Genomic DNA, 26673 nt, shown 5'->3' with positions numbered 1-26673 from the left:
TGGCTCCCCGCCCGTCCGGGACCGACGTGCACCGGGCACCTCACTGCTCGTGTCGGGGCGCCCGGACTGCGATGTGGTCACAGCCGTCAGACCAGCCCGACGTCCTGGAGCATGGCCAGGGTCTCCTGGAGGGACTCCAGCTTGCCGAGGTCGATGTCGGGCGACTCGAGGGAGTCGAACGGCGGCAGGCCCTCGACGGTGCTGGTGACGCCCGCGGCCAGCGGGTACTCCATGGTCTTGTCGGCGAAGTAGGTCTGCGCCTCCTCCGACAGCAGGAAGCCGACGGCCTTCTGGGCGGTCTCGCTCTGCCCGCTGTCCTTGAGGACGCCCGCCCCGGCGACGTTGATCAGCGCGCCGGGGTCCTTGCCGGGCAGGAAGTGCAGCTTGGAGTTGACCTTGTCCTCGCCCTTCTCGGCGACCCGCTCGTACCAGTAGTAGTGGTTGACCAGCCCGAGGGAGACCTCGCCGGCTTCGACCCCGTCGAGCGTCGCGAGGTTGTGGGCGTACGTCTTGGCGCCGTTCGCCTTCAGGCCCTCCAGCCACTCACGGGTCGCGTCGTCGCCCTCCAGCACGCGCATGCCGGTGACGAAGGCCTGGAAGGAGGCGTTGGTGGGCGCGAAGCCGACCTTGCCCTTCCACTCGGGCTTCACCACGTCGTGGACGCTGTCCGGGACCTCTCCCTCGGCGACCTTGTCCGGGTTGTACGCGATCACGCGGACGCGCCCGGAGACGCCCACCCAGTCGCCGTCGGCGCTCCGGTAGGCCTTGTCGACCTTGTCCAGCTGGTCCTGCGAGAGCTGCGCCAGCATCCCCTCCTTGGCGAGGGCGCCGAGCGCCCCGGCGTCCTGGGAGAAGAACAGTCCGGCCTTGGTGCGGTCGCCCTCCTCCAGTATCTGCGCGGCCAACTCGGCGCTGTCCCCGTAACGCACCTCGACCTTGGTGCCGACGGCCTTCTCCAGCTTGTCGAGGATCGGCTTGACCAGCTTCTCGTTACGGCCGGAGTAGATGACGAGGGCGGAGTCGCCGCCCTCCCCCGGGCTGCTCTTGTCGTCGTCGGAGCCGCAGGCGGCGAGGGCGGGGAGCAGCAGGCCGGCCGCGACGAGCGCGGTGATTCGGCCAGCCAGAGGGCGTCGCATGAGGGTGCCTTCCTGCGTGGCTCGCTGCGACGCCGCTGGTCGCGTCGTCGGGCGGCGAGCGGCGTAGTGACGCTTTTTTGCCAACTGTGAACATGCTATGAATAAGGTAAACCTTGCCTAAGCGTCAAGGGATCTGTGTTACCGGCGGACTCCGCTGGCGGAAAGGCGCGCACCGTGATCGACCCCTTCGGGCCTCTCCAGGCGCCGCCCACCATTTCGGCCCCGTCATCCGCCCCGCCCGCCTCGGTCCCCTTTCCAGAACCGCCCGTGCGTCCGCTGAGTGCGCCTCAAGTGCGTCCGCACGGCGTGCCGTTCGCGCGGAAGCTCGCGGCGTACGGCGACCGCGTCGCGCTGATCACCCCCGACGGGGAGCTCTCCTACCGCCGGCTGGCAGAACGCGTGGCCGCCACCGCCGAGCGCCTCGGCCCCGTACGCCGACTGGTGCTGCTGGCCGGCGCCAACCGGGCCGACGCCCTCGTCGTCCACCTCGCCGCCCTCTCCGCGGGCCACCCCGTGCTGCTCGTCCCCGGCGACAACGACCGCGCGATACGCGCCCTGACCGCCGCGTACGACCCGGACGTGGTGTCCCGGCCGGACGACCACGGCACCTGGACCCTCGACGAGCGGCACCACGGCAGCAGCCACACCCTCCATCCGGATCTCGCCCTGCTGTTGAGCACCTCCGGTTCGACCGGCTCACCCAAACTGGTGCGGCTGTCCCACGAGAACGTCCAGGCCAACGCCGAGTCCATCGCCGCCTACCTCGGCATCTCCGACACCGACCGCGCGGCCACGACCCTCCCCATGCACTACTGCTACGGCCTGTCGGTGGTCCACAGCCACCTGCTGCGCGGCGCCGGGCTGATCCTCACGGACCGGTCGGTGTCGGAGCCGGCCTTCTGGGCGGAGTTCCGTACCGCGCGAGGCACGTCCCTCGCCGGGGTGCCGTACACCTTCGACCTGCTCGACCGGGTCGGCTTCGAGCGGATGCGGCTGCCGCAGCTGCGCCGCGTCACCCAGGCCGGCGGTCGGCTCGCACCCGAACGCGTCGCACGGTACGCGGAGTTGGGGCGCCGGTCCGGCTGGGAACTCTTCGTGATGTACGGGCAGACCGAGGCGACGGCCCGTATGGCCTACCTGCCGCCGCACCTCGCCGCCGAGCGCCCGGAAGCCGTCGGGGTGCCGATCCCCGGCGGCTCCTTCCGGCTGCACCCGGTCGACGATCAGGGCCATCCCGGGATCGACGAACTGGGCGATCCCGGAATCGGCGAACTGGTCTACTCGGGCCCGAACGTGATGCTCGGTTACGCCGAGAGCCCGGCCGACCTCGCCCTCGGCCGGACCGTACGGGAACTGCACACGGGGGACCTCGCCCGGCGCGCACCCGACGGACTGTACGAAATCGTGGGCCGCCGCGGCCGGTTCGTGAAGATCCTCGGTCTGCGGATCGACCCCCAGCGCGTCGAGGCACTGCTGGAGCGGCACGGGGTCACCGCGTACTGCACGGCGGACGGCGACGCGCTGGCTGTGGCCGCGGCGGGGGACGAGGCCTCCGACGGTGACCGGTTGCGGCGCCTGGTGGCCGACGTGTGCGGAATCCCGGCCCGCGCGATACGGGTCCGGGTCCTCGCCGAACTCCCGCGGCTCGCCACGGGCAAGCCCGACTACGAGGCCGTACGACGGCTGACGCGCCCGGCACCGGAGGAGGTGGAAGAGGCGGCCGGGCTCGCCAGGGACCTGTACCGGCTCTACGCCGAGATCCTCGACCGGGCCGATGCCACCGAGGACAGCAGCTTCGTGAGCCTGGGCGGCGACTCGCTGTCCTACGTCGAGATGTCCCTGCGGTTGGAGGAGGCGCTCGGCGGGCTTCCCACCGACTGGCACACGAAGCCGATCCGCGAACTGCGCGCCCTGGCAGCTCCCCTGACGGAACAGGCAGGTGCGGAAGTCGGCGAAGCCCCGGAAGCCGAAGCCGCCGGACGGCCGGTCTGGTGGAACAGGCGGCTCCCTATCCGTACCTGCAGCCCGAAGTCCCCGATCCGTGCCTGCAGCCCGAAGTCCCCGCGACCCACACGGTCCTGGCGCACCCGTCGCACGCTGGAAACCGGCGTAGCCCTGCGCGCAGTCGGCATCGTTCTGATCGTCGCCTCGCACATACCCTTCTTCTCCCTGCAGGGCGGCGCGCATGTGCTGATCGGCGTCGCGGGCTACAACTTCGCCCGTTTCCATCTCACCGAGGCCGAACGCCGCGCACGCCTACGGCACTTGTGGCGCGGCATCGCCCGCGTCGCCGTGCCGAGCGTGGCGTGGATCACCGGCGCGGTGGCGCTGACCGGCCTCTACGACCCGGCCAACGCCCTGCTGCTGAACAGCCTCCTCGACCAGGGGACCGAACGTCACGAATGGCACTACTGGTTCGTGGAGGCGCTGGTCTACATCTTGGTCGTCCTGGCCGTGCTGATGGCAGTCCCCCTGCTGGACCGGCTGGAGCGACGGTACGCGTTCGGGGTGCCATTGGCACTCCTGGCAGTCGGGCTGATCGGCCGTTACGACCTGCCGGACCTGGCACCAGCCCGCTTCCACCTCGGACCGACCGTGGTCTTCTGGCTGTTCGCGCTGGGGTGGGCCGCCGCGCGGGCGACCACCGTGCGACAGCGGTCGCTGCTTACGGCGGTGCTCCTGCTCGCACTCCCGGGCCTCTTCAACGACCAGCCGCTACGCACGACTCTCGTAGTGGCCGGGCTGACGCTGCTGATCTGGGTGCCGACGCTGCCCAGCCTGGGCCCGCTCAACCGGATCGCGGGCATCCTGGCGAGCAGCTCGCTCTACATCTACCTGACGCACTTTCAGGTCTATCCCCACGTCCCGGACGACTTCCCGCTCCTGGCGCTCTTCGCCTCCCTGGCCGTCGGCATCGGGTACGCGGCCGTGGCGACGCGGGTGGTCAGACGGCTGTGACGCCTTGTTCCGCCGTGACGTGCGCCGGAATAACCGGAATCAGCGGAATCAGCGGAACGCCGAGGGCGGTGGCTGCGGTGAGGCCACCGCCGCCGCATCAGTGACCGCTGCGGCGCCGCCGGTGAAGTCGGTCAGCGTTCTGCCGTGTTCGACCCTCGCGGGGTGCGGGTCCGAGGCGGCGCGGCGGGTCAGTTCGGCGATCGGGAGCGGGTGGTCGGAGGCGACGAGGACCGCGTTGCCGAAGCGTTTGCCGCGCAGTACGGCCGGGTCGGCGACCAGAGCGAGCTCCGGGAAGACGCCCGCCGCCGTGGCGATCTGCCCGCGCAGGTGGGCCAGCGGCGGACCGTCGGCGAGGTTGGCCGCGTAGAAACCGCCCGGCTTGACCACCCTGCGGACGCCGTCGAGAAACTCGGTCGAGGTCAGATGCGCCGGCGTACGCGCCCCGCTGAACACGTCCGCAATGACCAGGTCCGCCCAGCCGTCCGGCACCTTGGCGAGCCCTTCGCGGGCGTCGGCGGAACGTACGCGGATCCGGGCGTTCGGATCCAACGGCAGCTCGCGGCGGACCAGTTGGACGAGGGCGGCGTCGCGTTCGACGGCCTGCTGGGTGGAGCGGGGGCGAGTGGCGGCGACGTAGCGGGCGAGGGTGAGGGCGCCGCCGCCGAGGTGCACGGCCTGCACGGGTTTGCCCGGCGGGGCGGCGAGGTCGATGACATGGCCGATGCGGCGCTGGTACTCGAAGTTCAGATACGCCGGGTCGTCGAGGTCCACGTACGACTGTGGGGCGCCGTCGATGAACAGCGACCAGGCCCGCGGACGGTCCCGGTCGGGCATCAGCTCGGCGAGCCCGCCGTCGACTTCGGCGACGACGGGTTGCGCCGTCCGCCGGTCGCCTGACCGCTTGGTTCTCGGCTTCGCCTTTGCCCTTGCCATCGGGCCATTATCGCGGCGTACGGGCGGGGCGGCTCAGCCCGCTATCGGGGGCGCGAGAGGAAGGCTCAGCGGCAGCGCCGCAAAGGGGCGCGGGGCTGTGTCAATGTGCGGCTCCGCCGCGGGGGCGCGACCAGCCACAACGAACCCGCACGCAAGAACTGGCCGTCGCCTGCAGCACCTAATGGCAGTTATCGACCGCCTCGATCAAGCGAGCCGCCTCATCCAGCGCCGCCCGCAGCACGACCGGGTCCGTGGCGAGCTCGGCGTCCTCCGGAGGCAGGAGCCAGTCGGAGCCCTCGACGGGGGGCTCGCCGGACCCGGCGCCCGCGTCCTCGGAGGCGGCGGCCTCAGCGACGAGGCTGACGCCCCGCCCGTCCGTCTGCGTGCACGTGCTGCCCGGCACATCCCACGCATCCGCCGTGCCCGGCGGCACCAGGAAACCGAGCGTGTCGCAGCTGTCGTCGTGCAGTACGGGGCCCACGGCGTCCGAGGAGCCCCGGCGCAGGATGTCGACGGCCTCCAAGCCCTGCCGCGTCGGGACGGTGACGAGGTCACAGGGGTCACCGGGGTCCGCCGGCCCCTCACCCCCGGGCGGGGGCGCGGCCTCCGTCGAGAGCGGCGCACGGCGATCGATGCTCTGTCTGGTCTCCATCGCGACCTCCATATGGAACCCCTCCTCGATCGAACTCACCGCATGGTTCAACGCCCCCGGACGTCAACGGCTACGGCGCAACTCAGCCGCAAAGGATGGCAGTTCATGGCAGATCATGGATGAGATATCCGGTTTGTAGCCAAACCTCGCGTGGTCGACTCATCACAGCGGGTACGTTCTTGCCCGCCAGAAACATGAGCGAGACCTGATCCATCCGAGCGAAACGTGATCAACTCGCCCGGTTTCCGGCATGGTTCGACGGTTCGCGAGAGAGGGCCCGGCCATGGCGTCGTCCACGACGACCTCGTCGTCCCAGTCACCTCGGCCACCGCGGCCGAACCTCGCCTTCCGGGAGCTGCGCGGGCAGCGCTCGCCGGGCGAGTTCGCCGCGGCGGTGCGACGGGCCGCGCGGGAGATCGGGGAGCGGGTGAGCTGCGACGCGCGCTATGTGGGGCGCGTCGAGGCGGGGGAGATCCGCTGCCCGAACTACGCGTACGAGCGGGTGTTCCTGCATATGTTCCCCGGCCGGTCGCTGACCGACCTGGGCTTCGCGCCCCGCTCATCGGTACGCGGACGCGGGGCGCGCGAATTGGACGAGGCGCTCCCCTCGCGCACCACGAGCCCGACGTACGCCCCGCATGAGACGGATGGGGCGCACGAGCCGTATGAAACGCAGGACGCGCAACACGCCTGCGGAACGCACGACACGTACGGCATGCAAGACACGTACGGAACGGAAGACCCGTACGAGTACCACGATCAGAACCACGAGGAGAGCGACGTGCAGCGTCGCGCATTCATGACCGGAGGCACCGCCACCGTGGCGGCCGCCTCCCTGGGCCCGCTGGGCCTCGCGTTCGGCGGCCCGGCCGCCGCGGCGGACCGTCCCGTGCGCCGGGTCGGTGAGGCCGAGGCGGGCGCGCTCGAAGAGGCCGTACGGCAGATCCGGCTGCTCGACGACCGGCACGGCGCGGACGGTCTGTACCGGAGAGCGGCGGCTCCGCTGCGGGCCGCGTACTCCCTGCTGGACGCGGGCGCGACCCGGCGGACGACCGCCGAGCGGCTGCACTCGGGCGCGGGTGAACTGGCCATCTCTGTGGGCTGGCTGGCGCACGATTCGGGGCGCTTCGGTGATGCGCGCTCGCACTACGCGGAGGCCCTCGCGACCGCCCGGGTCGCCGGGGACCCGGCCCTGGAGGCGCACGCCTTCTGCAATACGTCCTTCCTGGCGCGTGACGCGGGCCGCCCGCGCGAGGCGGTGCGGGCGGCGCAGGCCGCGCAGCGCGTCGCGCGTCCGCTGGGTTCGGCCCGGCTTCTGTCGCTGCTCGCCATGCGTGAGGCGGGCGGCTGGGCCGGGCTCGCCGACCGCACCGGCTGCGAGCAGGCGCTCGCCCGCGCGCACGCGCTGTTCGACCGCGGACCCTGCGAGGCCGACCCGGAGTGGATGAGCTTCTACGGAGCGGCCGAACTGGCGGGCCTGGAGGCCCAGTGCTGGTCGACGCTCGGCGACTGGCCTCGCGCGGCCCACCACGCCCGGCGCGCGGCCCGCCTCCAGGACCCCCACTTCACGCGCAACATCGCGCTCTACACCGCCGAACTCGCCGACGACCTGGCCCGCGCCGGCCACCCCGACGAGGCCGCCACGGCCGGACTGCGCGTACTGGACCTTCTGAACGAGGTGCAGTCCTCACGCGTCCAGACGATGCTCGCGGGCACGGCACGGGTACTTCTCCCGCATCGACGCGCGACGGGGGTGTCGGACTTCCTGGAACGACACGCGGCGCTGGCGCGGACGGCATAGGGCAGCGCGTCGGCTCCAGCTCTCCGCCGGTGCTTTATGTGGGCGCCTGGCCGCTACAGCGACGGCTAAGCGTCCGGTGCGGTTCGCCCGCGCCCCATAGGGGCGCGGGGCTGTGTCAATTGTGCGGCTCCGCCGCGTGGGCGCGACCAGCCACAGCGGACCCGCAGGTGTCGAACGGTTCTTCCAGCGGAGCGCTTAGGTGCCCACAGTCGTTCCAGGTCTCGATCGCAGGCTCTCCGTAGGCCCAGCCGAGCACCGACAGGGACGTCGGGTTGAGGCGGATGTGGGCCGCGAAGTCCAGGTCCAGGCCGAGCCAGCGGGCGCCTATGGAGCGCAGGATGTGGCCGTGCGCGAAGACGAGCACGTCACGGTCGGCGGAGCGCGCCCACGCCACCACCTCGTCCGCGCGCCTGGAGACCTCGGTGAGGGTCTCGCCCCGGGGCACCCCGTCGCGCCAGATCAGCCAGCCGGGCCGCCCCGCCTGGATCTCGGCGGGCGTCAGGCCCTCGTACGCGCCGTAGTCCCACTCCATGAGCGTGTCCCAGACGGCCGCCCGGTCGCCGAACCCGGCGATGTCGCAGGTCTCACGCGCGCGTGCCAGCGGACTCGTACGCACCTCGACCCCGGAGAGCCCGTCGAATGGCGCACGGTGCAGTCGCTCCCCGAGCAGCTTGGCGCCGCGCCTGCCCTCCTCCAGGAGAGGAATGTCACTCCTGCCGGTGTGCTTGCCGGCCAGCGACCATTCGGTCTGTCCGTGCCGGGCCAGGAGGATGCGCGGTGCCATGAGTTCGGCCTCCGGTGGGGTCAGGGGTGGATCAGGAATGGCTCAGGGTCGGATTCAGGGATGACCCTCTGGTGGATCGCTCCATCATCGCCGAGGCTGCTTCGGGGCAACCCACTGGGCGATCTCAGCGTCTTGCAGGACCGAGGCGCCCCGTTCAGGCGTTCGCATAGGTTGGACCTTGGGGCGTGGCGCACCGGCCACGGGGTCAGAAGGGGGAGGGCGGTCGGATGCGGCGGACCGATGTACCGGTTACCGAGGCGGCATCGCGCGTTCGGCCCCGTTGGTGGGCGGAGCTGCCGCTGATCCTCCTGGTGTACGCCGTGTACTCGGCCGGCCGGCTGCTCGCGCGCGGGGACGTGACCACCGCCGTGGACCACGGTCTGGAGATCCTGCGCATCGAGAAGGTCTTCTACCTCAACGCCGAGCACCCGCTGAACCGCCTCTTCACCCGCGAGCCCTGGATCGGCATACCCGCCGACTTCTGGTACGCGTCGCTGCACTACCTCGTCACGCCCGTGATCCTGGTGTGGATCTTCCGCTCCCGGACCGTGCGTTACCGGGCGGCCCGCACCTGGCTGCTGACGTCCACGTTCATCGGCCTGATCGGCTTCACACTGCTGCCCACCTGCCCGCCCCGGCTGCTGTCCGCGAGCCACGGCTTCGTCGACACGATGGCCCAGTACAGCGACTACGGCTGGTGGGGCGGCGAGGCGAGCGCGCCGCGAGGCCTGGGCGGCATGACCAACCAGTACGCGGCGATGCCGAGCCTGCACGTCGGATGGGCGCTGTGGTGCGGGGTCATGCTGTGGAAGTACGGCGGCACGCGGCTCACCAAGGTCGCAGGGGTCGCGTACCCCCTGATCACCACGATCGTCGTGATGGGCACCGCCAACCACTACTTTCTCGACGCACTCGCGGGCGCCGCCGTGATGGGCGTCGGCCTGCTGCTGACCCGGCCGGTACTGCGGCTGGCGGACCTGGCTCGGGAGCGGTACGGCATACGGATACAGCTGCTCGCCCGGGTCCGGACAGCAGTCACGCCGGGCTCGACACCGGTCCCGTCCGGGGCCGCACCGGTCACGGCATCCGGCACGGCATCGGGCACATCACCGGGCCCGGCACCCGTCACCGCGCCGGTCCCGGAATCGGACCGGAGATCTGTCCCGGAACCGGTTCGGGAATCGATCCCTGCATCAGTCCCCGAACCGGTCGCGGCCTCCGTCACAGCGGGCTCGCGAGCCGCAGGCTCCTCAATTGTCAGTGGTGGATGCCAGACTTCCCCGGGTGAGCGAATTCCGCGACAGCGCAAGGTCAGTGCCGGCCCCGGTCCCGGCGCCGAGCAGGGAGCCGAACCCGAAGCACGTCCCGCCGACGCGGGGGACGAGACTCCGGCAGCGGCTCGCTGAGCTGCGCGGTCCGGCGGTCGCGCCACAGCCGCTGGACGCCCGCGCCCTCGCGGCACTCGCCGCGAACCCCGGCTGCAAGCGGCGCGCCATCCTCGACGGAGCGGGGGTGAACAAGGCGGCGCTGGCGAGCGCGCTCGGCTCGCCGTCGGCCTTCGGGCAGTCACAGTTCGCGTTCATGCGGGGCAACGCCTTCGAGGCGAAGGTCAAGGCCGACGGGGGCGCGGAGCTGCTGCGGCTGGTGCACGAGAAGCTGGACGCGGGGGCCGAGCCGCCCGCGAACGGTCTCGTTCCCGACCTGACGGCCGTGGGCCCCGAGGGCCGTGCGGCCCGTACGGCACTGGCGCTGCGCGAAGCGACCGAGGCCGGCGCCTGGACGCTGCTCGACCACCCCATGCTCGCCCTGGAGGTCGCGGGCTCCCCCGCCTTCCTGGAGCCGGACGCGGTGGTGGTGCATCCCGACGGAAGCTGGACGGTCGTAGAGATCAAGTCCTTCCCGATGCTGGACGGTTCGGCGGACGCGGCGAAGGTGGGCGCGGCGGCGCGGCAGGCCGCGGTGTACGTACTGGCGCTGGAGCGGGTCGCGGACCGGCTCACCCCCGCACCCGAGGTACGGCACTCGGTGCTCCTGGTCTGCCCGAAGGACTTCTCGAACCTCCCCACCGCCTCCGCCGTCGACGTCCGCAAACAGCGCGCCGTGACCCGCCGCCAGCTGGACCGCCTCACCCGCATCGAGGACATCGCCGCCGCCCTCCCGGAGGGCACCTGCTTCGCCCCCGACCTCCCCACCCCCGACCTGACGGCAGCAGTCGAGTCGGTCCCCGCCACCTACGCCCCCGAATGCCTCTCCACCTGCGAACTAGCCTTCCACTGCCGCGACCGCTCCCGCACGGAGGGCGCGGTGACGTCCCTGGGCCGCGCCCTGCGCGCCGAGTTGGGCGGCCTGACGACGGTCGACGACGTCCTGTCGGCGGCCCGCGGCGACTCCGGCGACCCGACCGACCCGGCGGTGGCCGCACTGCGGAGAGCGGCGGAGCTGCGCGCGGAGGCGCTGGGCGGGCGCGAGGGACTGGGGCGGGCGACGTGCTGAGCCAGTACCCGCGCCGCGCACATCCGCGCCCCCGAAGGGGGGCGGGGCTGTATCAATGTGCGGCTCCGCCTCGTTGGGCGCGACGAGCGCCCGTTAGAGGCGCGGGGCTGTATCAATATGCGGCTCCGCCGCGGGGGCGCGACCAGCGCCCCCTTAGGGGCGCGGGGAACTGCGCGACCAGCCACAACGCACCCGCACGTACAACACCGAAACGCGCAGAGCGCCCCGTCTGGGACGGAGCCCCATGTCCCTGATCACCACCCTCGCCCGCCTCGAAGCCGTCGACACCGGCCGTGCCCAGCCCCTCGCCACGGTGCGGCACCGGCACCTCACCGAGCAGCCGCTCGTGTTCGTGCCGCTCACGACCGCCGGAGAAGCCGGGGCCCCGCTAGGGGCACTCGTCGGCACCGACCGCGACACGCCCCGACTGCTCGTCGTGCCGCAGCCCCGCGACCGGGACCTGCGGTTCGCGTTCCTCGCCGAGTTGGCCGGCGTCGTCCTGCCGTACATCGACTCGTACGGCGAGGACGTCGAGGTCGCCGAACGCACCGAGACCGACCCCGAGACCGGCAAGCGAGTCAAGGTCGAGGTCGAACTGTGCGCGGACGCACCGCAGTTGATCGTGCCGAGCCGGGCCGGTATCGAGTTCGTACGGCTTCTCGGGCGCTCCATGCGCTTCCGCCGCACCGCCGAGCAGGACCCGGAGACGCCCCACCCGGCACCCCCGCACGTACCGCTCCTCGGCCGATGGCTGACGCACTACGGCGAGCGAGCCCGAGTGCCCGGCTCCGCGCTGCTGCTCGCCCTCACGGACGTACTGCCGCGGCACTGGGCCACCGGCCAGAGCAGCCTCGAGGACCAGCACCTCGGCGCACTGCTCGCCTGGATCGACCCACCCGAGGGCGAGTCCGGCGCCGAGGCCGCCCTGCGGGCCGAACTCGGGCGCGACGCCAAGGGTCAGCTCCTGTGCCCGCCCGCAGGCCCCGCCACGGACCCGGCGTTCGACAACAAGCTGCTCGCCCCCGCCATCGAGCGCTACGACCGCGCCCGTACGGCACTCGCCGCCGCCGAGGACGGCCTCCAGGCGGACGACCGGCTCGGCGAACTCACCGCCGCCGAACGCGAGATCCGCGACCTCGTCGACAGCCGCACCCGCCCCACCTGGGACGCGGTGTGGCACGGCCTCGACCTGCTGCGCACCCTGCCCGAGGGCACCCACGCCGCCGACCGCTGGACCCGCGACCGCTGGTCGTTCACCGGCCACCGGGACCGCGTCCTCGCAGGCGAACCCCCGCAGCCGCGCCGCGACGACGCGGTCACCGCCGCGAACAAGCTCGCCACACGCGAGCGCGAACAGGCCCGCCTCGAAGCACAGGAGGCCCTCGACGACCCGCTCGTCATGGCCGGACGCCGGCTCGCGGGCGAGGCCTTCGCGGGCGAGGTCACGGACGTCGTCATGGCGTACAGCGAGAGCAAGCGCCCCAGCCCGCGCCCCCTCGTGACCGTCCGCACGGACGACCGGCCGCATCTCGCCGAGCGCGCCAAGGTCTACCGCTCGCTCGGCGGAAAACCGCAGGCGGCGGAGTACGTCGAGGGGTCATACGAGGAGGATGGCGCCGACACCGGAGGCATGAGCATCGTCCTGCGCATCGTCGACAAGATGGGCCGCGGCAAGGAACCCGAGACCGGTTCGGTCCCCGAGAAGGGCGACCTCGTCTGCTTCACGCTCTTCGAGCACGAGCAGCGGGGCGGGGCGAAGCTGCCCGACCCGGAGGAGACACCGTGGACGCACGGCGGCCCGCCGGGTGAGACGGCCGCCGTGCCAGAAGTCGCCGACCCCGTGACCGAGGAGGACGTCCTTTGAACCCTCCCCCTCGCGAACGAGCGGGATTCCTGGCTCACGCCGCTCGATCGCTCAGCGAGCGACCGAGTCTTCCGCGATCAGCACCAGCCGGGTTGGAACCAGCCCGGTTTCCCCAGAGATTGGAGGTTGCTGTGCTGGCTTGGTTCTCGCTCAGCACGCGGCGATACCACCATCTGTCATGTGGATGGCACTCCCAGTGACGAATCGCACACAAGAAGCCGCCTTTGACCCCGGCGCCGAGGCAGCCCGCGCCACCGACGCGATCCTCGCCGACACCCTCGACGGCACCGCACGCGGAGTCGTCGTCGACTCCCCGCCCGGCGCCGGCAAGTCCACGCTCGTCGTCCGCGCCGCGCTCGAACTGGCCGAGGCCGGGCGCCCGTTGATGGTCATCGCGCAGACCAACGCGCAGGTCGACGACCTGGTCCTGCGGCTCGCCGAGAAGAACTCCGAGCTGCCCGTCGGCCGCCTGCACAGCAGCGACCCGGACCCGTACGACAAGGCGCTCGACGACCTGCCGAACGTCCGCAAGTCGGCGAAGGCCGGAGACCTCGCCGGGCTCGGCGTCGTGATCTCGACCGCCGCCAAGTGGGCCCACGTCAAGGGCGTCGAGCCCTGGGGGCACGCGATCGTCGACGAGGCGTACCAGATGCGCTCGGACGCGCTGCTCGCCGTCGCGGGCCTCTTCGAGCGGGCACTGTTCGTGGGCGATCCGGGCCAGCTGGACCCGTTCGCGATCGTCGGCTCGGAGCAGTGGGCAGGGCTGTCGTACGACCCGTCCGCCTCGGCCGTGACGACGCTGCTCGCCCACAACCCGCAGTTGCCGCAGCACCGCCTCCCCGTCTCCTGGCGGCTCCCGGCGTCGGCGGCGCCGCTGGTCTCGGCCGCGTTCTACCCGTACACCCCGTTCCGCAGCGGCACGGATCACGGCGACCGGCGGCTGGACTTCGCGATCCCGTCGGACGGTTCGGGCCCCGACCGCGTCATCGACGAGGCGGCCGAGTCGGGCTGGGGCCTGCTGGAACTCCCGGCCCGCCACACGCCTCGTACGGACCCCGAGGCGGTACGCGCACTGGCCCAGGTCGTACGCCGCCTCCTGGACCGAGGCGGCGCGGCCACATCCGAACGCTCCCCCGACCCCACCCCCCTCACCGCCGACCGCATCGCCGTCGGCACGGCACACCGCGACCAGGCGGCAGCGGTCCGCTCGGCGCTGGCGGAGCTGGGCGCCGGAGACGTGACCGTAGACACGGCCAACCGCCTCCAGGGCCGCGAATACGACGTCACGGTCGTCCTGCACCCCCTCTCCGGCCGCCCCGACGCCACGGCCTTCCACCTGGAAACGGGCCGCCTCTGCGTCCTGGCCTCCCGCCACCGCCACGCCTGCATAGTCATCAGCCGCGCCGGAGTACCCGCCCTCCTGGACGACCACCCCTCCACGGAACCCGTCCAGCTGGGAGTCCCGCTGAAGTTCCCGGACGGCTGGGAGGCGAACCATGCGGTGTTCGCCCACCTCTCGGAACACCAGGTGCCATGGCAGCCCTGACCAACCCTCGATCCCTCTCGCCCACGCGCCGGGTGCCATGCCGCGCAGCTGCCGGACGGAGTCCGGCCGCCGCCGGAGGCGGCCAATGGATACAGCCCCGGACGGCTGGGAGGCGAACCACGCGGTGCTGTCCCACCTTTCGGAACACCGGGTGCCATGGCAGCCGTAGCGCAGAGAGCCCCGTGCGATGAACCCTGAGAATCCCGGCGGCCCGGTGGCCCGTCGCGCGCACGCCTCGGACTGGACCGAACTGGCCGGGATCGACTCCCTCGCGGCGGCGGGCGATGACGCGCGCCGCGCAAACATCCGGCGCTGGTGCGAACAAGGCTTGGTGGTGCTGGCCGAGGATGCGTCCGGCCCCTTGGGCTACGGCGTGCTGGAGTACACCTTCTTCGAGCAGGGCTTCGTCAGCCTGCTGATGGTCGCGCCCACCGCCCGCCAGAAGGGCGTGGGCACACGTCTCCTCAAAGCGGTCGAGGCCGCGTGCACCACCCCGAAGCTGTTCACGTCCACCAATGTGTCCAACCATCCGATGCAGCGCCTGCTGCATCAGGCCGGCTGGAGTCCGGCCGGGCTGCTGCACGGCCTGGACGAAGGCGACCCCGAGCTGTTCTACCTGTGCCCGAGTGAGCGGCTGCGCGCCGGGCGGGCCTGAGGCCCACTTGCGCGGTCAAGAGACAATGGACGGTGGCCCACCCACAAGGACGGGTCGTCCACCGCATGAGGAGGAGAAGTCATGGCGGAGCAAACGCCGCGTCGGAACGAGCCGCGGCTTCGCCCCGCGCCCCTGCTCTTCGAGCCCGCGGAGGCGGCCTCCGATCCGGAGCACTTCTTCGATCTGGAGTCGATCGACGATCCACGGGCGCTGCTGGACCGCGCCACGGAGCTGACACACGCGTTCCGCGCGGCCACCGACCGTGCCGTCGAGTTCCAGGCGATCGCCGCCGCGCAGCTCGCCGACCCCCGCCGGTTCGACCGGCTCACCGCGGCCGACATCGCCGAGCGGGCCGAGTGGACCGAGGACTACGCGAAGAGAATGGTCGACTTCGGCCGGGAACTGCTCAGCGGGACGAACGGCAAGGGTCTCGGGCACGGAATCGGCGACCTGACCTGAGCCGCCGAGGCCTGAGCCGCGAGACCTGAGCCGCCGAGGCCTGAGCCGCGAGACCTGAGCCGTCGAGACCTGCTTCATGGAAGCGTGAGCCGCCGAGACCTGATCCATGGAAGCGTGAGCCGGCGAGGCCTGATCCATGGAGGCCTGAGCCGGCGAGGCCTGATCCATGGAGGCCTGAGTCGGCGGGACCTGCATCAGGAGACCTGCGTCACGGAGCCCTGAGTCGGGGCATCGACCACCCGGCATATGCCGGGTGGGCAAGCTACCCCACTCGCACCCCTCCTGTCCCGATTTCCGGCGACTCCTCGCAATCGACCCCTCACCGCCAGTAGACCTATGCGGCATGAGCGGCATGAGCAGCACAGGCAACCCGGCAGGCACCGTCGCGCCCGGCGCACGTACCGTCGCGCAAGGTGCACTCACCCTCACCTCGGACGGAGCCGCCTGGCTCGCGTCCGCACAGAGCCCCAAGCACACCGCCACCGTCCCGGTCCGGAACCGCCGGCCCACCACTCCGGCGGTCCTCCCCTGCGGCTCCGCCTTCGACGTCGTCAACGCCCCCGCGATCTTCGGCCGCCGCATGCTGGACGAGCTGTGGGGCGAGGGACCGGGTTCGGGGCCGGTAGCCGCGTACCGGGGGCGAATGCTCCTCTTCGCGACGCCGGGCACCGCGCAGCGCCTGCCCGCGCTGCTGAAGTGGGAGGAGTGGGGCTCCGACGGCGGCGCGGGCCGCAGCCGCGCGATCCCGCCCCTGCTCTGCCACGGCCGGGGCGACGCGGTGACGGTCCCGCCCGCGGGTACGACAGCCGCGCCCGCGCCCATCCCCACACCCGCCCGCTGGGTCGTCGCCCCGGACACCCAGCGGCCCTGGCTGCCGGGCCCGGAGGTCCTGCTCTGGGCGGCGGTACGCGCAGCTCGGGCGGCTCGTATATCGATTTTTCCTCACCAGGATCCGGGTGCTAAGGTCTACGACGTCAGCAGGCGCCGCTAGCTCAGTTGGTTAGAGCAGCTGACTCTTAATCAGCGGGTCCGGGGTTCGAGTCCCTGGCGGCGCACGATAGCGATGGCGAGGCGTGTTCGCGGAAAGCGCGAACCTCCTCGCCATCGTTGTTTTTGCGCGGCTTCGCCGCGCGTTGTGGGGGCTCCGCCACCCACACCCCCGATGGGCGTGCTGTGACCGTCAGCCCGAGAGCTCACCCGGTCGAGATCCGCACCCCCCACGCCCCCGCGACCGTACGGCTCTCCACCTCGACTCGTACGTCCTCCCCCGGCACCGTGAAGCTCTCGCCGAGCCCGACCGGTGCGTCCGCGAGCGGTGGATAGACCGAGTCCTCCGGGCAGGCCGCGGTGTCGGGGTGGGCGTCGAGGACCTCGATCGGGCCGCCTCCGGACACGGCCTCACTGCGTACGCGATAGACGAGCACCCCCTGAGAACAGACCGCCCCGTCGTTCCCGACCCGCCCTCGCACCTCGAAGGCGAGCGCACTGTCCCGCCCGGTCCGCACCACCGCCAGCTTCGTCCCACCCCCCGCCGCAACTCCCGCCGCACCCTCCATAGCCCCACCTGCCCCACCTGCCCCAGCCGCCCCAGTCACCGCCGGACCGCTCGCCCCCAACGGCTCCAGCGCCAGCCGCGTACCCTCGCCGCCCGCCGCCTGCACACACGACACCTGCCGCGATTCCAGCCAGCCGAGCTTCCACTTGTGCCAGGCGAAGAGATCCGGTGCGAGGCCGAACTGGCTGCCCATGAGGTCCCAGTCGCCGACGTAGGTGTCCCAGTCGCCCCGGTCGTCGGGCGGCCGGTGGTAGAGATCGGGCAGGTCGAAGACGTGGCCGGTTTCGTGGGCCAGGACCAGGCGGTCCGGCGGATGCCGCTCGAAGACCGTGACAACCCGGCGGATGTCCGTGCCGTCGGCCCGTAGCGGCGACTCCAGGTTGACCACCTTCGTCGCGTCCGAGTTGACGCCGGGTGCATCCGGGTCGGCGACGAAGTAGACGATGTCGTAACGCGAGAAGTCGACCCGCGGGTCGGACGCGGCGAGGGCGTCGCGCAGATACGCGGAACGGCGCGCGGAGTTCCAGTCGCGCCGTATGGCGTACGCCGTGGAGGCACTCGGCATCGGAAGCCATGAACGCACTGCGTGCGGGCGCAGCGTGAACTTGCCGTAGGAGGCACGTTCGAAGAAGCGGCTGGTGGCCGGGAAGTGGTCGGCCGTCAGTTCGGTGGGCGTGGTCCGCGGGACGGAGTCGGGGAAGGAGAGGAAGACCATCACCGCGTCGAGTTGGCGGTCGGGGCGCGGATAGGCGGTGTTCCAGGTGTCGAGGCCCACGGAGTGGTGCGCGTCGGTTCGCTTCAGGGCGCAGGGCGTCAAGGGCGGTACGGCGTTGGAGGGGCCCGCCGCCAGAGAGGTGGCGGCGAGCGCCGTCATGGAGGTGAACAGTGCCGCGGGACCACGCCAACGAGGTCGTGCCCCGCCACGGGTGAGCCCCTTGAGGGGGAACAGACGCGGCACTTCGACCTCCGGTGCGGAATTCGGGATACCACACCCAGCCTGTACGTATTTGTCGGCCAACGTCCTGTTTGTCTGCACCAGAAGGGTGAGCACAAGGGCATCTGGATGAGCACGCCACAGGGAAGCTGACACCCTGAGCACTCACGGAACGTCACAACCGATCGGCCCCTGAAGGAACATGTCCACGTGCGGGCAGAAACGATCTGTCAGAAGAGCCGGTTAATTGGGGAGACTGAGGAGTAGCTGGAAGGCGTTCGGGCCAGCCTCTATGATCGGCACACTTTCCTGCGCGGACACGGCTAGAGCGGCCGTCCTCCACCGGCCGACCACCCGACGAGACCTGTACGAGTAACGAGTGCACAGCGGGAGCGAACGGTGAGCGGAATGTCCGATGGGCCGGTGCCGGCGGCGAACCTCGTCCGGCCGGCGGTCACAGAAAGTGACAGTCAGCCGCTTTCTCACGAGGAGACGACCCCACGCGTCGACACTCACACCTCATACGCGGACACGCGTACCACACGTACCGAACCGGTGACATCACGCGCCGAGGCCGAGCCTCCACCCGCCCCCACTGAATCCCGAGGGACCGGCTGTACGACGTCCGACGACCTCGAGGACCGTACGTTCCGGGCCGCCTTCGACTTCGCCCCCGTGGCGATGGCCGTCGTCGACCGCGAAGGCCTGGTCGTCACGGCCAACGACGCGCTGGCCGCGCTGCTCGGCGCCGGCCCGGACGGACTCGCGGGCCGGGTAGCCGCCGATCTGGTGGACCTGGCCTCCGACGCCCGGACCTGGCACGCGTACCGCGAGGTGCTCCGCGGCCGGCAGGCCAGACTGCGCTGCACGCGCCGTCTCAAACACCCCGACGGGCACTCCCTCTGGGCCCAGGTGACGGTGTCTCCGCTGCCCGAGGAGGAGCAGGCCGTGCTGGTGTCGGTCTGCGACATCAGCGCCCGCCGTGAACTCCAGGCGCGTCTGCGGCACTTGCAGATGCACGACCCGGTGACCCGGCTGCCCAACCGCACCCTGTTCTTCGAGCGCCTGTCGGCCGCACTGGAGGCGGAGGCGTACGAGGAGTCCGGCACCGGCCGGATCGGGCTGTGCTACCTGGACCTCGACGGCTTCAAGGCGGTCAACGACACGCTCGGCCACCGCATCGGCGACCGGCTGCTCGCGGCCGTCGCCGAACGGCTGACGCGCTGCGCGGACGAGGCCGGGCACGCGCGGGCGGCCAAACCGCTGGTCGCCCGGCTCGGCGGCGACGAGTTCGCGCTGCTGGTCGAGGACTCGACGGGTACGGAGCAGCTGGCGGAGCTCGCCAAGTCCGTACTGACGGCTCTTCAGGCCCCTTTCGACATCTCCGGGCAGCGGCTGTCGGTCTCGGCGTCGATCGGGGTCGTCGAGCGGCACGCGGCCGACACCACCGCGACGGGCCTGATGCAGGCCGCCGATACGACGCTGTACTGGGCGAAGGCCGACGGAAAGTCCCGCTGGACGCTCTTCGACCCGGAGCGCAACGCCCACCGCATGACCCGCCAGGCCCTCGCCTCCACCCTCCGCCCCGCCATCGAGAAGGGCGAATTCGCTCTGGAATACCAGCCGTTGGTCGGCATGGAGGACGGCGGCGTACGCGGGGTCGAGGCGCTGGTCCGGTGGAACCATCCTCAGTTCGGCACGCTGACGCCGAATCGGTTCATCGGACTTGCTGAAGAAGACGGTTCCATCGTGCAGTTGGGGCGCTGGGTGCTGGCCACCGCCTGCCGGCAGGCGCGCCGCTGGCAGTTGGACCACCCGGATGTGCAGCCGGTCTTCGTGAGCGTGAACGTGGCGGTGCGTCAGGTCTGGGACTCCGACCTGGTGGCGGATGTCGCGGCGATCCTCACGGAGACCGGACTCGCCCCGCATCTCCTCCAGTTGGAGCTCACCGAATCGGCCGTGATGGGCTCGGCGGGCCGCCCGCTGCAGGCCCTGCAGGCGCTCAGTGACATGGGCGTACGCATCGCCATCGACGACTTCGGCACCGGGTACTCCAACCTCGCCTACCTCAGCCGCCTCCCGGTCTCCGTGCTGAAGCTCGACGGCTCCTTCGTACGGGGCTTCCAGTACGAGGAGGCCGGCAGCCGGGCGAACCCCGCCGACGAGGTCATCGTCGAGGCCCTCATCGAACTCGCCCACCGGCTGGGCCTGACGGTCACCGCCGAGTGCGTGGAGACCGCGGGCCAGGCCTCCCGACTACGGCGTATCGGCTGCGACACCGGCCAGGGGTGGCTGTACTCCCGGCCGGTGGCGGCGGATCGTATCTCCGCACTATTGACAGGGGCGGACTCAGGGGCGGACTGTCCTCAGACCTGAGCCGTCCGAGTCTGCGGCAACTCGTAGGCGTCGGCGATCAGTTCGTACGAGCGCAGGCGTACGTCTCCGCTGTGGGCGTGGCTCGTGAGCATCAACTCGTCCGCGCCCGTGCGCTTTTGGAGGTCGTCGAGGCCTGCGCGGACCTCGTCCGCGGTGCCGTGGATGACGTTGGAGTTCCAGGAGTCGATGAACTCCCGCTCCATGGGGCTGAATTCGTACGCCTCCGCCTCCTCCGGAGTGGGAACGAGTCCCGGTCGCCCGGTGCGCAGCCGGATCATGCTCAGGGCCCCGGCCATGACCTGGCGACGGGCCTCCTTCTCGTCATCCGTGGCGAGCGCGGAGACGCCGATGAGGGCGTACGGGGCGTCGAGGACTTCGGAGGGTGTGAAGGACTCGCGGTAGAGGTCGAGGGCCGGAATCGTGTTCTGCGCCGAGAAGTGGTGCGCGAAGGCGAACGGCAGGCCGAGGCTGCCGGCGAGCCGGGCGCTGAAGCCGGAGGAGCCGAGGAGCCAGACGGGTGGGCGGTGCGGGGACTGTACGCCGCCGGGGGCGGTGGCCTGGATCGGGCCCGGGACCGCGTGGATACGGGCGTAGCGGTGGCCGTCCGGGAAGTCGTCGTCCAAGAAGCGGGTCAGCTCCGCGAGTTGCTGGGAGAAGTCGTCTGCGCCCTCGTTGAGCCGGTCGGTGCGGCGTAGGGCGGCGGCCGTCGCGCCGTCCGTGCCCGGGGCGCGGCCGAGGCCCAGGTCGATACGGCCCGGGGCCATGGCCTCCAAGGTGCCGAACTGTTCCGCGATGACGAGCGGCGCGTGGTTGGGCAGCATCACGCCGCCCGAGCCGAGGCGTATCCGGTCCGTGTGGGCGGCGAGGTGGGCGAGGATCACGGCCGGGGAGGTCGATGCGACGCCGGGCATGGAGTGGTGTTCGGCCACCCAGTAGCGGTGGAAGCCGCGGCTTTCCGCGAGGCGGGCGATTTCGACGCTGGTGCGGAGGGCGTCGGTGGCGGTGTGTCCGGCGCCGACGGTTGCCAGGTCCAGCACGGAGAGCGGCACCGGGGCGGTGCCCGCCGTGTCGCCTCGTATCTCGTCTGCCGCCACGGGGTGCCTCCTGCTGGGTACGACTGTGGGTCCGCGGCGTTCTAACGGGGGCCGGTCGGCGGTTTATTCCGCCCCCGCCGCCCTTACCCATCCCATACCAAGGGGCTCCGCCCCTGGACCCCACTGGGGGCTCCGCCCCCAGACCCCGTCGGGGCTGCGCCCCGCACCCCCACGGGGCTGCGCCCCGGACCCCGTTCGGGGGCCAGGCCCCGGACCCCGTTCGGGGGCTGCGCCGCTGGACCCGCTCGGGACTGCGCCCCGGACCCCCTTCGGGGGCCAGGCCCCGGGATGGGTATGGGTAGGGGCGGCGGGGGCGAAACAACCCCTCAGTGACCCGGCACGTACCCGCGCCGCTTGTCCACCACGTTAGGCAGTGGCTCCCCCGCCTCCCACAGCTCGTACAACTCCACGAACTGCGCCCCGAGTTCATCCCGCCACCCGATCGTGTCGCCACTCATGTGGGGCGACACGATCAGGCCGGGGAGCTCCCACAGAGGGCTCTCCGCAGTGAGCGGCTCGTGTTCGAAGACGTCGAGCGCCGCCCCCGCGATCCAGTGCTTCGACAGAGCCTCCGCCAGCGCGTCCTCATCGACGAGCTGCCCCCGCCCGACGTTGATGAAGCGCGCGGACGGCTGCATGAGGCCGAAGCGCCGCGCGTTGAACATTCCAGCCGTCTCGTCGGTGAGGGGGGCGGCGGACACGACCCAGTCCGCCCGCGCCATCAGCCGGTCGAGTTCGTCGGGACCGTGGACACCGGCACGCCCGGTACGCCCAACCAGAGCAGTCTTGATGCCGAGCGCCTTCAGGGTCTGCTCGATCGCCCGGCCGATCGGCCCGGAGCCGACCACGCACGCGCGCGTGCCCGCGACCCGTTGCGATTCGCGGTGCCGCCACTCCCGCTCCCGCTGAAGGTCCAACGTACGCGGCAGATCCTTGGCCATGGCCAGCACGAGCGCGGCCACGTACTCGGCGATCGGCTGATCGAAGACGCCGCGCGCGTTCGTCACCACCGTGTCCGACGAGGCGAGCTCCGGACACATCAGATGGTCCACGCCCGCGCTCGCCGTGTGCACCCACCGCGGCCGCGGCCCATCGCCGGGCCAGGCGCGCCGCACCGCGTGCGATGTGAAGTCCCACACAAGCAGGACGTCCGCGGACGGCAGCAACGAGGCCAGCGTCGACTCGTCGGCATGCTCGATCCGGGCCCGCCCGGTGAGCCGCCCGAGCCGAGGCGGCGGCTCGGCGTCGAGCACCAAAAGGGTCGGCTTGTTTTCAGCCGTGGACGTGGACATGGGTGCCGTCATCGGGGGGAAACCGTTTCGCAATCCGAGTCCGCTTCTCTTGGGTCTGGGCACACTTGCGGGACAACTGCGGAAGCCGTCTGAGATGCACGGATTGACCACGCTCGCACCGGAACCTACCTTCGTCAACATGGACCCGTAGGCGGTCCGCTTTCCTGTCCCGACGTCCCGGCATGCGCCGGCTTGTGTCCCCCGGCCCCTCGGGCCGGTTCTTCACCATCAACTCATTAGCTCGACTTGAGTTTGGGGCCTGCTCATGGACGTCTCCTTCCTCGGTGGACCGCACCCACAGCGCGGTGTCGGCATCGTCGCTCCCTTCGACTTCGCCCTGGACCGCGAGCTGTGGCGCTGGGTGCCGGACGAGGTCTCACTGCATCTGACCCGCACCCCTTTTGTGCCCGTCGAGGTCAGCCTCGACCTCGCACGGCTGGTCAGTGAGCACGAGACGCTCGGCGAAGCGGTGCGCGCGCTGAACGCGGTACATCCCGAGGTCGTCGCGTACGCCTGTACGTCAGGCAGTTTCGTCGGCGGTATCGCGGGCGAGCGCGCGATGTGCGAGGCCATGACCCGGGCCGGCGAGGTGCAGTCCCTGACCACCTCCGGTGCGCTCCTCGAAGCCCTCCAGGAACTGGGCGCCCGCCGGATCGCCCTGGTCACGCCCTACACCGTGTCCGTGACCCGGGCCCTGGAGGAGTACCTCGCCGAGGCCGGCATCGAGATCATCGGCACCTCGTCCCTCGGCCTGACCCGGCACATCTGGAAGGTCCCCTACCGGGACGTCGTCGACATGGCCCGCGAGGCGGTACGCGGCGCCGCGGACGCGCTGTTCATCAGCTGCACCAACCTCCCCACGTACGACGTGATCCCGCAGCTGGAGGCCGAGCTGCGGATTCCCGTCATCTCAGCCAACCAGGTGACGATGTGGGCCGCACTGCGTCACATGGGTACGCGAGCGGTGGGGCCCTATCAGGCGCTGATCGACCATTCGGCGCGGCAGCATCCGGTGACGCCGGAAGCAATGCCGGAGTCGATGCCGGGAGCGTTCCCGGAAACATCGATGCCCGGATCGTTCCCGGAAACATCGATGCCCGGATCGGTCCCGGAAGCTCCGATCCCGGAAGCATCGATTCCGGGGTCGGTACCGGGAGCGATGCCGGGGTCGGTACCTGAGTCACAGGGGCCCGTACTGCCGGAAGAACAGGAAGGTTGGGCATGACGGCACTCGGATTCCTCTACCCGGGCTACTCGGCCGAGGACGACTACCCGCGCATCGAGCTGCTCCTGGGCAGCGACGTCCGCCTCACGCTCGTCCACACGGACATCGGCGAGGACGCCCACCGTGAGGACGCGCTGCTGGAGATGGGCTCGGCGGCCCGGCTCGCGGCCGGCGTCGAGGAGCTGCGGCTGTCCGGCGCGGAGGCGGTGGTGTGGGCGTGCACGTCCGGCAGCTTCGTGTACGGCTGGGAGGGCGCCCATGAGCAGGTCCGCGCCCTCGCCCGTACGGCCGGCCTGCCCGCCTCCTCCACGTCCTTCGCCTTCGTCCACGCTATCCGTGAGCTGGGCGCGCGACGGGTCGCGATCGCGGCGACGTATCCGGAGGATGTGGCCGCGATGTTCTCCGCGTTCCTCAAGGACGCGGGGATCGAGGTGGTCTCCGTCCGTGGCAGCGGCATCATCACGGCGGCGGAGGTCGGCACGTGGGGCGCCGACGAGGTCCTCACCATGGCCCGCCAGGGCGACCACCCCGACGCGGACGCCGTCCTCCTCCCGGACACCGCCCTCCACACGGCCTCCCACCTCCCCGCCCTGGAGAAAGCCCTTGCCAAACCGGTGCTCACCGCGAACCAGGTCACGGTCTGGGAAGCCCTGCGGTTGGCCGACCGCCGGGTGAACGCGCCTGAGCTGGGGATGCTGTTCACACGGGAGCCCATTGTGCAGGTGTGACCTTTTGGAGGGTGGATGACCGAGCTCACCGAGCTGACCGCGCTGCAACTCGTCGAGGGGTACCGCAAGGGCGAATTCAGCCCCGTGGAAGCGACGCGGGACGCTCTCCGACGGGCCGAGGAGATCCAGCCCTCCGTGAACGCCTTCGTGCGCCTCACCGCCGACGAGGCGCTCGAGCGGGCGCGGGAGTCGGCCGAGCGCTGGCGGCGCGGTGAGCCGGCCGGGCTCCTGGACGGGGTGCCGGTCACGGTGAAGGACATCCTGCTGATGCGAGGCGGGCCCACCCTGAAGGGCTCCAACACCGTGCGCGTGGAAGGACGTTGGGACGAGGACGCGCCCTCGGTGGCCCGGCTGCGCGAGCACGGCGCCGTCTTTGTCGGCAAGACGACGACGCCGGAGTTCGGGTGGAAGGGCGTCACGGACTCGCCGCAGTCGGGGATCACGCGGAATCCGTACGACCTGTCGCGTACGCCGGGCGGTTCGAGCGGCGGAAGTGCGGCGGCCGTGGCCATGGGCGCGGGCCCGCTGTCGCTGGGCACGGACGGCGGCGGCAGTGTCCGTATCCCCGCCGCCTTCTGCGGAATCTTCGCGCTGAAGCCGACGTACGGGCGGGTGCCGCTGTATCCGGCGAGCGCCTTCGGGACGCTCGCGCACGTGGGACCGATGACGCGGGACGCCGCCGACGCGGCTCTCCTGATGGACGTGATCAGCGGTACGGACGCCCGCGACTGGTCCGCGCTCGCGCCGCCCACCGGGCGGTTCACGGACGCGCTGGACGGCGGCGTGCGGGGGCTGCGGGTCGCGTACTCGCCCTCCCTGGGCGGGCAGGTGCCCGTACACCCGGGTGTCGCGGCGGCCGTGCGGCGGGGTGTGGAGGGGCTCGCGTCTCTCGGCGCGTTCGTCGAGGAGGCCGACCCCGATTTCACCGAGCCGGTGGAGGCCTTCCACACCCTGTGGTTCAGCGGGGCCGCGCGGGTGACGCAGAATCTCGGGCCGCATCAGCGGGAGCTGCTGGATCCGGGGCTGCGGGAGATCTGCGATCTGGGTGCCCGTTACAGCGCGCTCGACTATCTGGCCGCGGTGGACGTACGGATGGACCTGGGCCGGCGGATGGGCCGCTTCCACGAGAAGTACGACCTGCTGGTCACGCCGACGCTGCCGATCACCGCGTTCGAGGCGGGCGCGGAGGTGCCGAAGGGCTCGGGGCACCGGCGCTGGACGGGCTGGACCCCGTTCACGTACCCCTTCAACATGTCGCAGCAGCCCGCGGCCAGCGTCCCTGTCGGCCTGGACGGCGACGGGCTGCCGGTGGGCCTGCAGCTCGTGGCCGCCCGCCACCGGGACGACCTGGTGCTACGAGCGGCACACGCGCTGTACGAGGCGGGGGTCGCCCATGTGGATCCCCCGCCAAGCGCTCCGCTGGAAGCACGGTGATTGACCCGCGGGCCCGGTGGGGGCTGGTCGCTCCCCCACTCTCGACTCCTCCCCCACTCTCGGCTTCGCTCGAGCGGGGGGACCCCCATGAGCGGGGGGACCCCCATCGCGGCGGAGCCGCAAAATGACACAGCCCCGCGCCCCTTACGGGGCGCGGCAGCCCTGCTATCAGGCCCTACGGAAACTCAGCGTCTCTCCCAGCGCGCCCGCCCTCCACAGGTCGTTGCATGCCTCCGCCATGGCTTCCAGGCCGTCCACGACCTGGCCCCAGACGATGCCGGGGACCCAGCCGACGTCGGCGTTGATCAGCAGGTTGTTGCGTTCGTAGAAGAGGGCCAGGTCGATGACCGGGGTGCCGTGCTGGACGCCGGAGGCCCCGCCGTAGCCGTACGACTTCGTGCCCAGCTGTGTGCCGGAGAAGGAGAAGTAGCACAGATCGCCGGGGATGGGGGTGACGGTGGGGTTTTCGAGCGGGGGTTCGTCGGGGGCGAAGGCGGGGAGCAGGGTGTAGATCTCGTTGCGGGCGTACTTCGCGTGGTAGACGTCGCTGCCGAGCGGGAGCGCGTTCCACACCGCCTCGCAGGTGATGGGGGCGCGGTCGTCGAGGAGCTTTGCGGTGCAGTGGACTCCGCGCTTGGTCAGGGAGACGTCGATGTAACGGTCGGCCATGGTCACACCCGTACCCCGGTGTGGACCGGAATCCACGGGTAGGTCCTGTGCGGCACGTGGCGCGTGTGGGTCAAGGCGCGCCCAC

20 protein-coding genes, 1 tRNA gene and 1 pseudogene are annotated in these 26673 nt (G+C 71.3%); 14 read left to right on the top strand and 8 right to left on the bottom strand.

The window, feature by feature from the left end:
* Nucleotides 1-86: 86 nt before the first annotated feature.
* Nucleotides 87-1136 carry an iron ABC transporter substrate-binding protein gene (locus OHT21_RS29805; RefSeq protein WP_328771367.1) on the bottom strand — a complete coding sequence of 350 codons (1050 nt, stop codon included), beginning with the start codon at nucleotides 1134-1136 and terminating at the stop codon, nucleotides 87-89.
* A gap of 267 nt (nucleotides 1137-1403) precedes the next feature.
* Here OHT21_RS29805 and OHT21_RS29800 point away from each other — a divergent pair, with 267 nt between their 5' ends.
* On the top strand, nucleotides 1404-4094 hold the full coding sequence (locus tag OHT21_RS29800; RefSeq protein WP_328771366.1) for an AMP-binding protein: 2691 nt from the start codon (nucleotides 1404-1406) through the stop codon (nucleotides 4092-4094).
* Between the two features lie 48 nt (nucleotides 4095-4142).
* Here OHT21_RS29800 and OHT21_RS29795 read toward each other — a convergent pair whose 3' ends face one another.
* The gene (locus OHT21_RS29795) at nucleotides 4143-5027 is read right to left on the bottom strand and encodes a spermidine synthase (RefSeq protein WP_328771365.1); all 885 of its coding nucleotides are present in this window, start codon (nucleotides 5025-5027) and stop codon (nucleotides 4143-4145) included.
* A 178-nt stretch (nucleotides 5028-5205) separates the two neighbouring features.
* Entirely contained in the window at nucleotides 5206-5679 is a 474-nt protein-coding gene (locus OHT21_RS29790; protein ID WP_328771364.1) for a hypothetical protein, read from the bottom strand.
* Nucleotides 5680-5962: 283 nt separating this feature from the next.
* Here OHT21_RS29790 and OHT21_RS29785 point away from each other — a divergent pair, with 283 nt between their 5' ends.
* The gene (locus OHT21_RS29785) at nucleotides 5963-7480 is read left to right on the top strand and encodes a hypothetical protein (protein ID WP_328771363.1); all 1518 of its coding nucleotides are present in this window, start codon (nucleotides 5963-5965) and stop codon (nucleotides 7478-7480) included.
* Nucleotides 7481-7673: 193 nt separating this feature from the next.
* Here the strand turns inward: OHT21_RS29785 and OHT21_RS29780 are convergent.
* Nucleotides 7674-8264: pseudogene (locus OHT21_RS29780) on the bottom strand (histidine phosphatase family protein); the annotation flags it as partial.
* A gap of 227 nt (nucleotides 8265-8491) precedes the next feature.
* Between OHT21_RS29780 and OHT21_RS29775 the strand changes: the two are divergent.
* The 8 genes from OHT21_RS29775 to OHT21_RS29740 all read left to right on the top strand — a co-directional run bounded on the left by OHT21_RS29775 (nucleotide 8492) and on the right by OHT21_RS29740 (nucleotide 16336).
* The gene (locus tag OHT21_RS29775) at nucleotides 8492-9670 is read left to right on the top strand and encodes a phosphatase PAP2 family protein (protein ID WP_328771362.1); all 1179 of its coding nucleotides are present in this window, start codon (nucleotides 8492-8494) and stop codon (nucleotides 9668-9670) included.
* Nucleotides 9579-10757 carry a hypothetical protein gene (locus OHT21_RS29770; protein WP_443050446.1) on the top strand — a complete coding sequence of 393 codons (1179 nt, stop codon included), beginning with the start codon at nucleotides 9579-9581 and terminating at the stop codon, nucleotides 10755-10757. Before OHT21_RS29775 ends, OHT21_RS29770 begins: the two co-directional genes overlap by 92 nt.
* A 244-nt stretch (nucleotides 10758-11001) precedes the next feature.
* Nucleotides 11002-12621 carry a hypothetical protein gene (locus tag OHT21_RS29765; RefSeq protein WP_328771361.1) on the top strand — a complete coding sequence of 540 codons (1620 nt, stop codon included), beginning with the start codon at nucleotides 11002-11004 and terminating at the stop codon, nucleotides 12619-12621.
* A 196-nt stretch (nucleotides 12622-12817) separates the two neighbouring features.
* Nucleotides 12818-14167, top strand: coding sequence for an AAA domain-containing protein (locus OHT21_RS29760; RefSeq protein WP_328771360.1), 1350 nt, complete (start codon nucleotides 12818-12820; stop codon nucleotides 14165-14167).
* A gap of 187 nt (nucleotides 14168-14354) precedes the next feature.
* Nucleotides 14355-14822: a GNAT family N-acetyltransferase gene (locus OHT21_RS29755; RefSeq protein WP_328771359.1), complete on the top strand. Its 468-nt coding sequence runs from the start codon at nucleotides 14355-14357 to the stop codon at nucleotides 14820-14822.
* Between the two features lie 81 nt (nucleotides 14823-14903).
* A complete protein-coding gene (locus tag OHT21_RS29750) occupies nucleotides 14904-15281 on the top strand; it encodes a hypothetical protein (protein WP_328771358.1) in 378 nt (125 codons plus the stop codon).
* 352 nt (nucleotides 15282-15633) lie between these two features.
* The gene (locus OHT21_RS29745; RefSeq protein WP_328771357.1) at nucleotides 15634-16272 is read left to right on the top strand and encodes a hypothetical protein; all 639 of its coding nucleotides are present in this window, start codon (nucleotides 15634-15636) and stop codon (nucleotides 16270-16272) included.
* Nucleotides 16263-16336: transfer RNA gene (locus OHT21_RS29740), tRNA-Lys, on the top strand. Before OHT21_RS29745 ends, OHT21_RS29740 begins: the two co-directional genes overlap by 10 nt.
* A 138-nt stretch (nucleotides 16337-16474) precedes the next feature.
* Here the strand turns inward: OHT21_RS29740 and OHT21_RS29735 are convergent.
* Nucleotides 16475-17710, bottom strand: a complete 1236-nt coding sequence (locus OHT21_RS29735; RefSeq protein WP_328771356.1) for a M6 family metalloprotease domain-containing protein — start codon at nucleotides 17708-17710, stop codon at nucleotides 16475-16477.
* Between the two features lie 459 nt (nucleotides 17711-18169).
* Between OHT21_RS29735 and OHT21_RS29730 the strand changes: the two genes are divergently transcribed.
* On the top strand, nucleotides 18170-20146 hold the full coding sequence (locus tag OHT21_RS29730) for a putative bifunctional diguanylate cyclase/phosphodiesterase (RefSeq protein WP_328771355.1): 1977 nt from the start codon (nucleotides 18170-18172) through the stop codon (nucleotides 20144-20146).
* On the opposite strand, the gene OHT21_RS29725 is transcribed toward OHT21_RS29730, so the two are convergent.
* Together OHT21_RS29725 and OHT21_RS29720 are read right to left on the bottom strand one after the other, a co-directional pair.
* On the bottom strand, nucleotides 20137-21240 hold the full coding sequence (locus OHT21_RS29725) for an LLM class flavin-dependent oxidoreductase (protein ID WP_328771354.1): 1104 nt from the start codon (nucleotides 21238-21240) through the stop codon (nucleotides 20137-20139). The genes OHT21_RS29730 and OHT21_RS29725 overlap by 10 nt on opposite strands.
* Before the next feature lie 326 nt (nucleotides 21241-21566).
* On the bottom strand, nucleotides 21567-22532 hold the full coding sequence (locus OHT21_RS29720) for a D-2-hydroxyacid dehydrogenase (RefSeq protein ID WP_328771353.1): 966 nt from the start codon (nucleotides 22530-22532) through the stop codon (nucleotides 21567-21569).
* Between the two features lie 265 nt (nucleotides 22533-22797).
* On the opposite strand from OHT21_RS29720, the gene OHT21_RS29715 reads away from it, so the two are divergent.
* The 3 genes from OHT21_RS29715 to OHT21_RS29705 are packed head-to-tail and all read left to right on the top strand — an operon-like array spanning nucleotide 22798 to nucleotide 25919.
* Nucleotides 22798-23757 (top strand): maleate cis-trans isomerase family protein, encoded by a 960-nt coding sequence (locus OHT21_RS29715; RefSeq protein WP_328771352.1) that lies wholly within the window; start codon nucleotides 22798-22800, stop codon nucleotides 23755-23757.
* Nucleotides 23754-24485, top strand: a complete 732-nt coding sequence (locus OHT21_RS29710; RefSeq protein ID WP_328771351.1) for a maleate cis-trans isomerase family protein — start codon at nucleotides 23754-23756, stop codon at nucleotides 24483-24485. The genes OHT21_RS29715 and OHT21_RS29710 overlap by 4 nt, the downstream gene beginning before the upstream one ends.
* Before the next feature lie 15 nt (nucleotides 24486-24500).
* A complete protein-coding gene (locus tag OHT21_RS29705) occupies nucleotides 24501-25919 on the top strand; it encodes an amidase (RefSeq protein WP_328771350.1) in 1419 nt (472 codons plus the stop codon).
* 168 nt (nucleotides 25920-26087) lie between these two features.
* Here OHT21_RS29705 and OHT21_RS29700 read toward each other — a convergent pair whose 3' ends face one another.
* Nucleotides 26088-26588, bottom strand: coding sequence for a DUF3830 family protein (locus OHT21_RS29700; RefSeq protein ID WP_328771349.1), 501 nt, complete (start codon nucleotides 26586-26588; stop codon nucleotides 26088-26090).
* Nucleotides 26589-26673 lie beyond the last annotated feature (85 nt).

The organism is Streptomyces sp. NBC_00286, assembly GCF_036173125.1.
Classification (GTDB): Bacteria; Actinomycetota; Actinomycetes; order Streptomycetales; family Streptomycetaceae; genus Streptomyces.
The sequence above is the reverse complement of the archived record's forward strand: the minus strand, read 5'-3'. Positions and strand labels throughout refer to the sequence as shown.